Origin of the sequence: Paraburkholderia xenovorans LB400, from assembly GCF_000013645.1 — a bacterium.
Taxonomy (GTDB): Bacteria; Pseudomonadota; Gammaproteobacteria; order Burkholderiales; family Burkholderiaceae; genus Paraburkholderia; species Paraburkholderia xenovorans.
In genome coordinates this window covers 577496-590410 of the sequence record NC_007953.1, presented here as the reverse complement: position 1 = coordinate 590410, position 12915 = coordinate 577496, and the positions used below count along the sequence as shown (strand labels likewise).

11 protein-coding genes are annotated in these 12915 nt (G+C 54.8%); 1 reads left to right on the top strand and 10 read right to left on the bottom strand.

Annotation, left to right across the window (positions count from 1 at the left end; translation table 11 throughout):
* Positions 1-454: 454 nt before the first annotated feature.
* The 9 genes from BXE_RS39360 to BXE_RS39320 all read right to left on the bottom strand — a co-directional run bounded on the left by BXE_RS39360 (position 455) and on the right by BXE_RS39320 (position 9668).
* Complete coding sequence (locus BXE_RS39360) at positions 455-877, bottom strand: carboxymuconolactone decarboxylase family protein (RefSeq protein ID WP_011493724.1); 423 nt, start codon at positions 875-877, stop codon at positions 455-457.
* Between the two features lie 101 nt (positions 878-978).
* Positions 979-3105 (bottom strand): acetate--CoA ligase family protein, encoded by a 2127-nt coding sequence (locus BXE_RS39355; RefSeq protein WP_011493723.1) that lies wholly within the window; start codon positions 3103-3105, stop codon positions 979-981.
* 2 nt (positions 3106-3107) lie between these two features.
* Positions 3108-3911: an enoyl-CoA hydratase/isomerase family protein gene (locus tag BXE_RS43550; protein ID WP_011493722.1), complete on the bottom strand. Its 804-nt coding sequence runs from the start codon at positions 3909-3911 to the stop codon at positions 3108-3110.
* A gap of 33 nt (positions 3912-3944) precedes the next feature.
* Positions 3945-4757: an enoyl-CoA hydratase/isomerase family protein gene (locus tag BXE_RS43545; RefSeq protein ID WP_049782412.1), complete on the bottom strand. Its 813-nt coding sequence runs from the start codon at positions 4755-4757 to the stop codon at positions 3945-3947.
* Between the two features lie 421 nt (positions 4758-5178).
* A complete protein-coding gene (locus BXE_RS39340) occupies positions 5179-5922 on the bottom strand; it encodes an ABC transporter ATP-binding protein (protein ID WP_081435632.1) in 744 nt (247 codons plus the stop codon).
* Positions 5876-6607 (bottom strand): ABC transporter ATP-binding protein, encoded by a 732-nt coding sequence (locus BXE_RS39335; protein WP_011493719.1) that lies wholly within the window; start codon positions 6605-6607, stop codon positions 5876-5878. The genes BXE_RS39340 and BXE_RS39335 overlap by 47 nt, the downstream gene beginning before the upstream one ends.
* Positions 6604-7602 carry a branched-chain amino acid ABC transporter permease gene (locus tag BXE_RS39330; RefSeq protein WP_011493718.1) on the bottom strand — a complete coding sequence of 333 codons (999 nt, stop codon included), beginning with the start codon at positions 7600-7602 and terminating at the stop codon, positions 6604-6606. Before BXE_RS39330 ends, BXE_RS39335 begins: the two co-directional genes overlap by 4 nt.
* Positions 7599-8471, bottom strand: a complete 873-nt coding sequence (locus tag BXE_RS39325; protein ID WP_011493717.1) for a branched-chain amino acid ABC transporter permease — start codon at positions 8469-8471, stop codon at positions 7599-7601. The genes BXE_RS39330 and BXE_RS39325 overlap by 4 nt, the downstream gene beginning before the upstream one ends.
* A gap of 12 nt (positions 8472-8483) precedes the next feature.
* The gene (locus tag BXE_RS39320) at positions 8484-9668 is read right to left on the bottom strand and encodes an ABC transporter substrate-binding protein (protein WP_011493716.1); all 1185 of its coding nucleotides are present in this window, start codon (positions 9666-9668) and stop codon (positions 8484-8486) included.
* A 795-nt stretch (positions 9669-10463) separates the two neighbouring features.
* Between BXE_RS39320 and BXE_RS39315 the strand changes: the two genes are divergently transcribed.
* Positions 10464-11297, top strand: coding sequence for an HpcH/HpaI aldolase/citrate lyase family protein (locus BXE_RS39315; RefSeq protein ID WP_011493715.1), 834 nt, complete (start codon positions 10464-10466; stop codon positions 11295-11297).
* Positions 11298-11400: 103 nt separating this feature from the next.
* On the opposite strand, the gene BXE_RS39310 is transcribed toward BXE_RS39315, so the two are convergent.
* Positions 11401-12459, bottom strand: a complete 1059-nt coding sequence (locus BXE_RS39310; protein ID WP_011493714.1) for a LysR family transcriptional regulator — start codon at positions 12457-12459, stop codon at positions 11401-11403.
* Positions 12460-12915: the final 456 nt, after the last annotated feature.

Below are 12915 nucleotides of genomic sequence, written 5' to 3'. Positions count from 1 at the left end.
CGGAGAACAACAGGCGCACCGTCCGCCATCTCTTAAGAATAACTAATTGATTGATCGACCGTCCCTGCATGGGCGATCGGTTCATGATGCCCGGGTTATTCGTCGGAGCGAGCAACCGGGCGCCCACGCCACCCGTTGACCCTCAACGCTTCCGTCGTAATTTTTTTCTATAGTAGAAATAGATTTAATTTACGTCAAGGGCGAATATCATTCTGGATACCTGGACGAATGTAAGGTAAACGGCGTCGACGCAGGTCGGTGGCTGGCGACACTAGCACGGCAAGGCCCCGCATCCATGCACAAACTACCGGACTGAAAGTATGCAGCCGCCACGATAGCTTACGTTGCCTGACACTCATATCACGATGCGGATACAAACCGTGCCCATCGCATGTCAGCCAGAGCTCTGCGCGTGCGACGCCGCAAAAAAGCAGCGACGTTCACATCGGCCGATTTACGTGCGTTTGCCTGCCAGCTCTTTTTCAAACTCGACAGCAAAGGTGACGGCCTTACGTCCGGTCTTTCCCCACGCTGGCATTCCATAGACGATAATACCCAGCAATATTCCTTCAATAAGTTCGTCAACCGATAGCCCGGCGTTCATCGCTGCACGCGTGTGGTTTACGATGCCGATAGGTTCATCACGGATAGCGTCCAGTACAACCAGGATCAGATGCTTATACTTCAGGGGCAACTTCGCGCCATCTGCCTCAGACTTGAGCATCGTCGTGCGCATACGCGAATAGGCGTCGAACGTCTCTGGTGCATACTCCGCAAGCTGGACCAGCGCCTCGGGTAGCCCGCCCATATCGCTTTCATAATGCGCTGCGTGCTGCTTCAGGATGTCCTGAGATGTCGCGTTCGATTCTTGATCCATTTTGTGCTCCTTATTTATTCAAAGATGTTTTCATCTGTTAAAGCATAAAGATCCAGCGCCGCCGGAACCGCTATCGATTCGCGCCCAGGACGCAGTACTCCTCAGTGAGACTCGTTGCTGTCGACGACAACGAGTGCATCGACTGCCAGCGCACCCCGGCCTTCTGGCAAAACGATGAGAGGATTGATTTCGGCTTCGCCTAACCACTGTGAGGCGGCCATAGCAAAATCCGACATGGCGCAAAGAGTGCGAATTACAGACTGCAAATCGGCTTTCGGACGGCCTCGAAATCCGTCGAGCAACGGAAATCCACGCAGTTCGCGTAACATCTCCCCGGCCTGAACCGGGTCCACGGGGCAGATCCGCGAAACGTGATCACCGAACAGTTCAACAAGGATTCCCCCCATTCCGACAAGTAACGTCGGTCGGTGCCCAGACCTCCGGGTCACGCCGATAAACAATTCCGCCACCCCCTCTTCCACCATCTTCTGCACGAGAATCTGACAGCGAGGGTTCGCCGGTTCCTCTTGCTTGACGCGTAGCTCAATCTCGCTGGCCACTTCAAACGCTGTCGCGGGGGAAACATTCAGGTGCACCAGCCCACGGTCCGTTCGATGCGTAATCGAATCCGATACGATCTTGACGGCCAACCGGCCGCCGATCCTCGCTGCCGCCGACGAAGCCTCACTGGCATCTGAGACGCATTCGCTCTCTGGGCCTCGAATGCCGAAGCGAAGGAGCAACTCGCGTGCCTTAACTTCATGAAGGACATGCCCGGCAGGCCTGGGTAATGCGGCAACCGGCATTTCCGATCTCTTTACCGAATCACGCGCCAGCACGACTTTCGCCGTAAAATCTAGCGTGGACTGGATGGCTCGATGGCATCCTTCTACGCCAACCACCACGGGGAGACGGTGCTCCCGGCACCATGCCCTCTGGGCATCATTGAGAATCTGGATATGCGGTGAGGTACTGGCAAGCAACACGGGCTTACCAGTACGCAATCGGATACTGGTCAGTTCCTGCAAGCGATCGTCGTCCAGTGGCACAGCTTCGCCATTCAACACGAAATCCACATTAGGATCGTCGGCCATGCAGTTCACGGTGCGCTCCCACGCATCGGAACGGTCACGCCGGACCTGGGTTGAGATATCTATCGGGTTCTGTGGATTAACGTTAGCCGGTAGAACTTCGAGCAGTTTCCGGACACTGCTCGCGTCAAGTTCTGGAACATCGAACCCACCATCTCGGGACAGGTCCGACAGCGTCGCAGCAAATCCGCCCGAGACAGATACAACGCCAGCTCGTCTTCCGGAAGGCCAATATGCTTCCTGAGAGGACGCAAAGATACAAGCCCGATCCAGCGACTCCTCGATGGTATTCGCCCGAATGATTCCATACTGACGGAACAGCGTATCAAAGTAGTGGTCGGGACCCGTCATGGCCCCAGTGTGAGCCAACGCAGCGCGAACCGCCGACGGTGAGCGACCGATCTTGATAACGATGAGCGGCTTGCTGACTTTCAGTGCCTGCTCGGCTACGCGAATCAAGGCATCGGAGGACTTGAAACTCTCGATATACGCGCATACGACCTTCGTATCCGGATCGCGGAGAAAGCAGTCAATGTAGTCTGTCGCATCCATGCCAGCCTCATTGCCGCTGGAAACGACATACGAAAACCCCAGATTTCTGGCAGATGCCGCACCGATGTAGCTATGAACATTTGCGCCACTCTGAGAAACCAGCCCAATGCTCCCTGGCAAGATTTCAGTGCCGGGATGTCCTCCAAAGGCCTGGAACCCGTCTATCATGTTCACAACACCCAGACAGGACGGACCACACAGTGCAATAGGGTGCTCATCAAGAAATTCTGATAATTCCCGTTGCAACGCCAGGCCTACAGCGTCGTGACTTTCGCCAAATCCGGTCGATACGACGACTGCGGCTTTTGCGCCCGCCTCCACACAATCCCGCAACGCCCCGATTACAGCCGTACGTGGTACCACGACGAGCGCCATATCGATCGATTCACCGATATCCTTGACGTTCGCGTGGCAACGCTTGCCGAACACTTCGGATGTTCCAGGATTGACCAGGTGCACTTTTCCCGCATAGCCACAGTCTTGCAGGCGCTGCAAGGCATTGCGTGAATAGAAATTTCTTTCGGATGCGCCGATGATAGCCATCGATCCCGGCGCCATCAAATAGTTGAAAAATTCAGCGTGCATGGTCACTTGTCCTCAAACTTCCTGTCCCTTGCCTTAATCGCTTTCGTCACGCCCTCATTGGCTACGCTGTTGTAGAACGCATAGTCGACTTCCCGGGCTGCGGTCGTCCATTCGAAATCGACGTCATAAAATCGGTCGTCGTGCAAAATCCGGCTAACATCCCGGAACGCCCAATTGATACGTTTCTTGTTTGCTCCCGGGGTGCCAGCCGGCATGGTAGCCAGATCGGCGACGAACGCATGTACATGTTCGTCCAGTTCTTCCTCCCTGAAGGCAGCGTTAATCAACCCTTTACTATGTGCGACCGACGCAGACATTGACACACCACTAGCGAGATACTCCTTTGCGATCTTCGGACCGACAAGCCATGGCCAAACGGTGTGACTGACCATGCCCACTCGCGTTTCCGGATGACCGAAACTCGCGCCTTCCGAGGCGTAGGTAACATCTGCGAGCAATGCCAGTTCACATGCAATTCCAAAGGCGCGTCCACGCACCGATGCGACAACGAATTTTGGGTTATGCCATGTTACTGGTATCCAACCCTTGTAATTCTGTGACCACTCGCCATAGCGCTGATTTTTTTCGAGTTCTCCCAGATACTCAAAGTCTTCGCCGATAGAAAAATCGGCACCCCTGGCTTCGAGCAGGATGGCGCGAACTTCTGTATCGGCACCTGCCTGAGCAAGGCGCTCACAGATAGCTCCATACATGGAAAGATCAATGGCGTTAGCTCTATCTGGCCGCGCGAGCGTGATGGTGGCCACACCGTCCTTTACGGCATATTCAACTTCAGATGCAGACATGAAATACTCCTGGGACCGGTGATCCCTATTTATTCAATGGTTCTTGAGGCTATCAAGCAGCGCTGTTCGCCTTGCTGCGATAGCGCTTTGCATCCAGTCCGACGGCACCACACCTGCCGCGTCCCAGTGCGCGGTATCAACATCGTATTGACGATCCTGCTGAGTGACACGGCCTTGATCTCGCATAACCCAGTTGACCATGCGCTTAACCAGCTCGGGAACACCTACGGGCGAACTGGCGATGGACTGCGCAATGGCATCTACCCGTTCACCCAGTTCATCTGGCGGGAAAACTTCATTGACGAGATGCAGATGCTTGCAGTCGTCCGCGCTGACAAGACGACCAGAGGCTACGACCTCATTAGCGACCTTCACGCCCAGGGTCCATGGCCAAACCATGGTTTTGCTGGCAATGCCATGACGTGTCTCCGGATACCCGAACTTCGTGCCGGTAGCAGCGAAAGTCAAATCGCACAGTAGCGCCAGCGAGCCGCCTCCACCAAGGGCGTAACCATGTACTTGCGCTATAACAAGTTTGGGGTGAAACCAGGTAACGCCCCCGAACAATTTATATTCCCGCCGCCAGGCCGACAATCCGCCTTCCAGTTGCAGGTCTGCGCTGTACTTGAAATCACGTCCGGCACAGAACGCGCGCCCAGCACCTTTTATGACGACTACCCGTACCGCATCGTCAGCGGCAGACATATCGAAAGCTCGACGAATTTCATGGTACATCGGGAGGTGAAAGGCATTCAGCTTTTGTGGCTGGTTTAGCGTGATATAGCCGACCCGGTTGCGGACTTCGTACAGGATATAAAGAAATTCTGGCGCATTCTCATCGGACATAATTTGCATCCTCTATTACACATTTTTTAACTGCATCACTATTTTCGCTCGCCAGATCTGCTGGTCCGCCACATGCGTCAGACCTGGTAACCTTCTCCCTGAAATGCGACGTCACCAATCCCCAGCGAAATAAGTAATACTAATTACATCGGACATTTGTGCGAGTGCCATGTAACCGTCATTCTCACCGAAAATTCGGATGATTTGGATTCCAGACGATTCCAGGTTGAAGTCAGCGGCTTAAGATCCCGGACTCTCGAAACGCCCTATTTGAAGTAAAGTTTTATCTATACTAGAACTCAATTTTACTTAAGTCAACAAACGGGCGATGTTTTTTGTTGCCGCGACGCGGCCGCATGCGTTGCGAGCGTCACTGGAACAGGCATTGGGTGTTCATGGTCCTGCCAGAGCGGGACTCGATCTAAGCGACACCGAAATACTGCTCGACCAGATTCTCTCGCTGGATATTCTGGACAGCGCCCTCATGGACGATCCTGCCATTCCGGATTACGTAGACGCGTGATGTTACAGCGAGCGCGAGGGAGAGATCCTGCTCAACCAGGAGTAGAGATCCGAAAAACTCACGAGCGGAGCTGGTTAAAACCGTTTTAAGTCTTTGCACGACAAGCGGACTCAGTCCGATCGTCGGCTCGTCAAGCATCAGGATCTTTGGTCTGCTCATCAATCCGCGTGCAATTGCGAGCATCTGCTGCTGGCCTCCTGAAAGCGCACCTGCCCGAACATCGAGCTTCGGTTCAATTTCGGGGAAAACGTCCAACAGCCTCCTGAAATCCTGATTCACGGCGGGCCCACTACGCATGTAGCCCCCCAGCATAAGATTTTCCCGACATGTCATGTTGCCAAAAAGGCGCCTCCCCTCAGCAACATGCATTACCCCATGCCTCGCAACGGCGTTCGGCGAGGCATTTGCGAGTTCCTGACTGTTCAGGCGAATGCTACCTGTCTTGACCGGTATCATGCCGGATATTGCGCGCAGCAGCGTCGTCTTGCCCGCCCCATTCGGTCCGAGCACCGAGACAGCTTCTCCTTCGCCGACCTTCAAATGCATATTATGAATAACAGGTCGCCGTCCATAAGCCACATTCACATTTCCAAGATCAAGCATCCGCAACCCCCAGATATGCAGCGCCAACTTTCGGATCATTTCGTATCGCTGCCGGACCTCCGTCTGCAATTAGCTCGCCTTTATCCAGAACAAGAACACGAGGGCAAAGGTCGAAGAGAAAGGACGTGTTATGGTCAACAATGATGATGCCAACCCCGCGCGCTCCAATCTGTCGAACAACGCGGGCGAGTGTATCGGCTTCCGCATCCGACATACCAGCAGCAGGCTCGTCCAGAAGCAGAACACGGCAAGGCCCTGTCAGCGCCATAGCGATGCCGAGCAACCTCGAATACCCGAACGGCAGTTCGTCAGCGATCCGCTCCGCCTGCTGACTGAGTCCACACATGTCGAGAAGAAAATCGATCGGATCCGGCTCACCACCAAAAGCGGCGTCCCTCGCTCCGGAACCAATCGCGTACATACCAATTTCCAGGCTTTCCCGGACGGTGCGGCCTGCAAAAAACATCGTTTGCTGAAACGTTCGCCGAAGACCAAGCCGGGCAATAGCGGCCGGCGCGAGGTTCGTGATATCCCGATCTCCAAGCCGGATGGTCCCGGTATCTGATTTCAGAAATCCCGTTATAAGGTTAAATGACGTTGTCTTGCCGGAGCCATTCGGTCCAACAATGCCAAGCGGAGCATCTCCCGTATATTCAAAGGTCAGGCCATTAACGGCCACGAGCCCCCCGAACCTCTTGACCAGCCTTTCGATTTTCAGGGTCATCTTGGTTCGCTCCTTTGACCAGCAACCCGGGTAGTCACCCGGCGCGAAGCGCCTAGCAGCTGAGCGGTTACCCCTAAAAGCCCCTGCGGCAAAACCAGCATGACACCGACCAGTAATAATCCATACAAAATCTGATTCAGATTTGGATTCAGATCCAGTGCCGCAGGGACATAAAGCGTGACAGCGGACCCGATGAACGGTCCAAGAAGATAGCCCCGGCCACCGAGCATGACGATAAGCAGTGACGTTATCCCTGCCCAGACATCAAAGCTGCCGGGTTGGGCATATCTGGTCAGATAGGCGTATAGAACGCCACCTATTCCTGCCGCCGCACCACTGACTGCAAATGCAATCAGACGGTCACGGACGACATTCATCCCAAGCGAGACGGCCAGCGCCGAGTTCGTCTTCGCTGCGGCCAGACGAGTCCCGAACCCTGAGCGCTGGAGCAATACGGCCGCAATCAAACTTCCCAGAAAACACAGGAATGCAACAAGATAATTCGCCTGGAGATCGGAAAGAAACGATAGCCCGGCTAACGGACGCCCAGCCACGATAAGGCCCTGATTGCCCCCCGTCCACCCAACGGCATTGTTTCCGACAATAACGAAGATTTCTGCAAAAGCGAACGTGACGATAGCAAAGTAGTGCCCCTGAACACGCTTGGCTGGATATCCGGTGAGAATCGCGACTATCGCTCCTGCAGGGATGGAAAGTAGAAGGGCAAATCCGAATCCAATGTTGTACCGTTGCAGTCCAATTGCAGCCACATAGGCACCGACGCCCCAAAGGGCTCCCTGCGCGACCGACAAAATACCTGCGGTGCTATAAAGAAAATTGGTACCCTGAGCGACGATCGCATAAATCATTATCATGGTCGTCAGGAAGAGCGCGGAATTACTGACCCCCGTCCACGGAAGCGCAAACCCCACCACGACAATCAGGACGATTGCTATGCAGAATGTCCGTTGCGTCCAGATATTCATATGTTTCATGATACGGGGGATCCTTCGCCGCCCTTAAACAATCCCTGAGGACGTACGAGCAGCACGATTACAATCAATATGAACGGTACGGCAGGAGCCCATTCGACCGGCATCACTGCACCAGGCAAGAATGTTTCAAGAAGCGCGACGATCAGGGAACCCGCCACTACGCCATTTGGACTGCCCAAGCCGCCCACCAGCGCAATCGCGAACGCCTTCACAATAACCAGTCCCCCTTCCCCCGCACTGATGGGAAGCATCGCTGCAAGCAAACCGCCTCCCAACCCTGCTACGCCGCTTCCCGCAGCGAAGGTCCACATAATGATACGGTTGGTAGGAATGCCGAGCAAAGCGGCGCCTTCGCGATCTTCGTTGCATGCTCGCAGCGCGCGCCCCCATCGGGAGTATTTCGTGAAAGCGAGATAGCCCGCAATCAGGGCGGCCGCGACAATAAAGACCACCAGTCGTGCGGAAGGAATCCGGACACCATCAAGCGACCATACCGTTTTCAACGGCGAAGAAATCATCTGCGGCTCGGACCCGTAAAACATGATCACCGCATTCTGGATTACGATGATCAGCCCCAGGGAAATTATGAATCCATTGATAGGTTTAGATAACGTAAACCTGAATAACGACCTTTCCAGTATCAGACCGACGAGGAACGTTCCGAGAAAGGCAAGGACGAGTGCGAGGCTGAACGGAACACCCAGCGACATGCAGGAGAAGGTCATGTATCCTCCCAGCATCAGAATTTCGCCATGCGCGAAATTCACGAGGCGGGTAAGTCCGAACGTCAGCGACACACCCAGCGCAACCAGCGAATACAGGCCTGCGAGTGTCAGCGCATTAACGAGTTGTTGTCCAATGTAGCTCATGGTCGATGCGCCCTAGTTTCTGGACATATTAAAATGCCGCACTTCACTTACGCCAGCACTGGTGATCTTGCACGCATCCAAACCATACTGAGCCCGATTTTCTGCATCAAAAGTAATCTGGCCAACCAGTCCGTTGTAAGTCAATCCCCGGAGCGCTCCTATTATCCTGTCGGTATCAGTGACGGTATTCGACTTTTTCATGGCTTCTACAAGGGTAAATACAAAATCGTAATCATAGGTTGCTGCATAAAGATATGGCGGCAATGTCCCAGTCATTTTCTTCATTTTTTCGACAAATTCCCTGGCTTGTGGTGTCTGCGGGGTATCGACCATCGCGCCTACAGTTGGGAATCCGACGTATGGTGTTTTCGTCCCGGCAGTGGCATTCGCATTGCAATCGAGCCCCCAGGCGAACCAGCCACCTGTCGCCTGGATATCGTCATTCTGTTTGATGATTGCCGAGGCCCGTGCCGGATCCAGTTGCCCCAGGAAGATGACATCTGGTCTGGATTGCTTCAGATTGGTCAGGATTCCGCTGAAATCAGTCGTATCGGGCTGATAGTATATGGGGTCCGGAATATTTGAAAATCCCTTCGCCCGAAGTGGTTCAGGCAATAGCGGAAATATCGCCTGATTATCCGCCGTCTGTGGACCTAGCCGCTGAACGCTTTTTGCGTTCGGAAAGTAATAGCGCATCGCTTCAGCAACTATCCGGGCCCTGGATTCGATTGGAGGTAAGGTCGAGATAAGATACCTGCCTGCCGGCTTTCCTGAAAACTGGGAAGCTGCTGCCCCGCTCGCTGTTGCAAAAATGGCCTTTTCCGGTCCTGTGATCTGCACGATCAGAGGCGCGAGTCTTCCAATCCCACCAAAGATGAATTTGATGTTCTGATCGCGCACGTATTCCGTAGCGATCGTGGTAGCGCCCACTTCCGTACTGCGATCGTCCCGGATAATCAGGTTGAGCTTGTAATGCTGCCCCCCCACCTCAAACCCTGTTCGATTAATCTCCGAAACAGCCAGACGAACACCGTCTTCCGCTGGAATTCCAAACGCCTGATAGACGCCAGACCGTGAGGAAATCATACCGATATCGATGGTCTTCATATCATCGGCATAGACGGTCGAATCTGTCACTGCAGTTGCCGCCACGACGCAAGCAAGCAAGCGGCATAGTACTTTTGAATATAACGCCATTTTTCATTGTCTCCAGCGATCTAGGTGCAATCTGCAATCTTTTATGCGAGCGTATTTATGGAGGTGCCCGGAATCCCGCAACCCCGGAACGGCGGACCGACACCCTACCCGATGCCCCATCATGCCAGCGACCGCTCACATGCTGTAAGCAAACACGATAACCGGACACCAACAGCACTCAAAGTATCTGGACTCGGAAAGGGATACGACTGTGCCGAAAGACCGCGGAACTCCCGCGCGATGAATGTGAACGCCCGACGAAGCAGGAGAAAGGCGTTGAACAAACCTGACAGGTTGCGCTGGACAGTTCCGGGTGACGGTTGATGCCATGGCGCCAATGAATCCCGCGCTGCAACCGTGCGATCCACGCACGGGTTTGACGGAAATTTTCACAACCAGTCTCCTTGGTTGAAAACGCAACATCATTTTCGATTCTGGTCACCTCGCGGGGTACGGGCAACCTTTTTCCGTTCATCACGCAGATGGACGCTTGCGTCGGCTCTGTAGTAAACTTTTTTCTATATTAGAACTTGATTTATCTTAAGTCAACAGGACTGCGGGAATCGGAATCACCCGTCCCGGGAACAGACGGGGAGGCTGACCGGCGCGACAGACAGAACTATCTGTTCACCCCACACACTGCGCCGATTTGCGCGAGACGGTGTGCGCGCCGAAGCTGCGGATTGCTGGCGCGGCCCGCTGTGGGATGCAATGGGACGCGGTTCGCGACCACGCGGGTATCGACGATTGTCCCTTCATCCACGATCAACCGCGTCATATTGAACCGGAGTCGCAATGCCCAAAAGTAGCCTGTTTCCCAACCAGTCCTTTCTGTTCGTTCCTGGTAATCGCCCCGAACGATTTGAAAAGGCGCTGGCGAGTGGTGCCGACGCTGTCATCATCGATCTTGAAGACGCGGTCCCACCCGACGCAAAAGACGATGCACGCAACGCTGTTGCGTCGTGGGTTTCGCCTGATCGCCCCGTTCTGGTACGCGTGAATGCCAGCGACACGCCATGGTTTGCCCAAGACGCAAGGCTGGGGCACCTGCGCGGCATCGCCGGTATGGTTCTGCCCAAAACCGGGTCCGCTGATGACGTGATCACGCTGATCGCTGGATCGCGAGCCAGAATCCCCGTTTACCCTATGATAGAAACCGGGAAAGCGCTGTGGAACGCACTGGAGATAGCCAAGGCGCCGTTTGTCAAGCAATTACTGTTCGGCACCCTTGACTTCATCGCGGACATTGGCATGAGCGGTCATGGAGAAGAACTGGCTGCCTTCCGTTCGCAGTTGGCGCTCGTCTCGCGGGTTGCAGGGCTCGAACCGCCTATAGACGGTGTTTCGCCCGATATTGGCGATGCCGGACAGCTGATAAAGGAAACACTAGCCGGAAAGCGCCTGGGTTTTGGAGGAAAGATGTGCATCCATCCGAAGCAGGTATCGATCGTCAACCAGTGCTATCGTCCGAGCGACGCCGAACTGGAATGGGCCCACACGGTACTGGAGGCTGTGGGTAACGCAAGCGGCACAGTGATCACAGTCGACGGGAAGATGGTGGATCGCCCCGTTGTGCTTCGTGCCGAGCGTATGGTCGCCCTTGCGAGGACCCGACGTCATGCTGGTTGAAATCCCGATTCCGGCAGCGAATGTATTCATACATGATTCGCTGAAGACAAAGACGCTCGCGAAAACATCAGATCATTTTTCAGGCTGCCGGGGAAGATTCCGGTTACGATCCGGCAGAATCGCGTCGGGATCCCTTGCGTTTGCCTGTAGACGCTTTCGGCTCAATCTCGGCAACGGAGACGCCCTTACTGGCTTCGGGTAACACCGCCTCGATCTGCGGCAATATGACGTCGCGCAAGGTAATAATAGCTGCTGTACGGACGCGCTGGGCGATATCAGACCCTTCTCCCCGCCGCATGCCCACAATGAAAGTGCGATGAATTGGCAATCTGGTCAAGGGCACAACGCGGACCCCGCTTCCTTCCACGCGGGACTTCAGATAGATGAGCGGTGTGACGATGGCCCATCCAAAACCGCCGGCGACCATATGCAACGCGGCATCGGTGGTGTCGAACTGGTAGCGCCTGGCAGGCACGGTACCGATTTTTTTAAGGTAGTTCGTTATTTTGGAGCCCATATGACTGTCATGGCCGTAATGAATGAAGTCGAGCTTGTCTGCGATATCCTGTAGGCGTTCAGTTTTTCCATCAAAGGAGGCAGGAACCACTGCCACGAAAGGCTCCGAAAAAATAGGAAAAACCTCGATTTCGCTGGGAGCGGGAGTTTCGTCCGTGGTAATGATTACGTCCGATTGCCGGTCCAGCAGAGCTTGTATGCACGTCTCCCGGAACCCGGAAGCGACCGTCCACTCAGCGGCGATGTCGCGCAATTGGTTCAGCACGAATGCTCCCGCGGTGGAGGCAAAGCTGTTGAGCATTCCTATTCGCAGCAGTGGCACGCGACCCGACCCGCTATAGCGCATCGCATCTTCGAATTCGTGCACCTTCGCCAGTATCTCCCGGGCGTATTGTAGTGCGGTACTCCCGCGTAAAGTCAGCAGAGGTGGACGGACCGAGCGGTCAAGCAGCTTGACGTCCAGCGCCTGCTCCAGCACCGTGATTGCCTGCGAAACCGCTGCTTGAGTAAGATTGAGACGATTGGCTGCGGCGCTCACCGAGCCTTCCTGTGCGACAAGCATGAAAATTTCCAGCAGCCTGAGGCTTACCGTCGCTGCAGGGGCGGATGGCGGATTTTGTTTACGATCGGGAAGCGTGGGAGTCATGGCAACTGTTTAGCGACATTTCATGAACATGTTTTGGAGGACGCAGCGGAAAACGTGCAGATTATACGGCGCCCAACGGCTCCTTCCGCCAGCGCCTCGTTGTTTCATGCACAACGCTCGATTGCAGCAACACGCTATCCGGCTGGCGGACTGCGTGGAATTAGTGGATCGACAGTCCGCGCCACCCGTTCGAGACAACCAGTACCCTGTCAACGGAGTCGGCCGGGCAGCTCTGTGTTCTCGTACAGATCGAAACGCGTCCGGTCTTGACGACCTCGAGGAAACTCCCCGTTTAGCAGCCGTTGACGGGCTGTTTATAGGCCCGGCGGATCTGGCGGCCGGCCTAGGCCATATGCGTCACACTGCGTACGTGGCAAGCGCGCGGCACTGTGGAAGACGCCGTCAGAAGCATCACCGCCCGTGGTAAACTGCTTGGGCTGTTGGTGTCGGACAAGC

Bases quoted from the DNA above. Each gene is read 5' to 3' on its own strand.
- BXE_RS39360 (WP_011493724.1), bottom strand. From the start codon at position 877: ATGGATCAAGAATCGAACGCGACATCTCAGGACATCCTGAAGCAGCAC.
- BXE_RS39355 (WP_011493723.1), bottom strand. From the start codon at position 3,105: ATGCACGCTGAATTTTTCAACTATTTGATGGCGCCGGGATCGATGGCT.
- BXE_RS43550 (WP_011493722.1), bottom strand. From the start codon at position 3,911: ATGTCTGCATCTGAAGTTGAATATGCCGTAAAGGACGGTGTGGCCACC.
- BXE_RS43545 (WP_049782412.1), bottom strand. From the start codon at position 4,757: ATGTCCGATGAGAATGCGCCAGAATTTCTTTATATCCTGTACGAAGTC.
- BXE_RS39340 (WP_081435632.1), bottom strand. From the start codon at position 5,922: ATGATCCGAAAGTTGGCGCTGCATATCTGGGGGTTGCGGATGCTTGAT.
- BXE_RS39335 (WP_011493719.1), bottom strand. From the start codon at position 6,607: ATGACCCTGAAAATCGAAAGGCTGGTCAAGAGGTTCGGGGGGCTCGTG.
- BXE_RS39330 (WP_011493718.1), bottom strand. From the start codon at position 7,602: ATGAAACATATGAATATCTGGACGCAACGGACATTCTGCATAGCAATC.
- BXE_RS39325 (WP_011493717.1), bottom strand. From the start codon at position 8,471: ATGAGCTACATTGGACAACAACTCGTTAATGCGCTGACACTCGCAGGC.
- BXE_RS39320 (WP_011493716.1), bottom strand. From the start codon at position 9,668: ATGGCGTTATATTCAAAAGTACTATGCCGCTTGCTTGCTTGCGTCGTG.
- BXE_RS39315 (WP_011493715.1), top strand. From the start codon at position 10,464: ATGCCCAAAAGTAGCCTGTTTCCCAACCAGTCCTTTCTGTTCGTTCCT.
- BXE_RS39310 (WP_011493714.1), bottom strand. From the start codon at position 12,459: ATGACTCCCACGCTTCCCGATCGTAAACAAAATCCGCCATCCGCCCCT.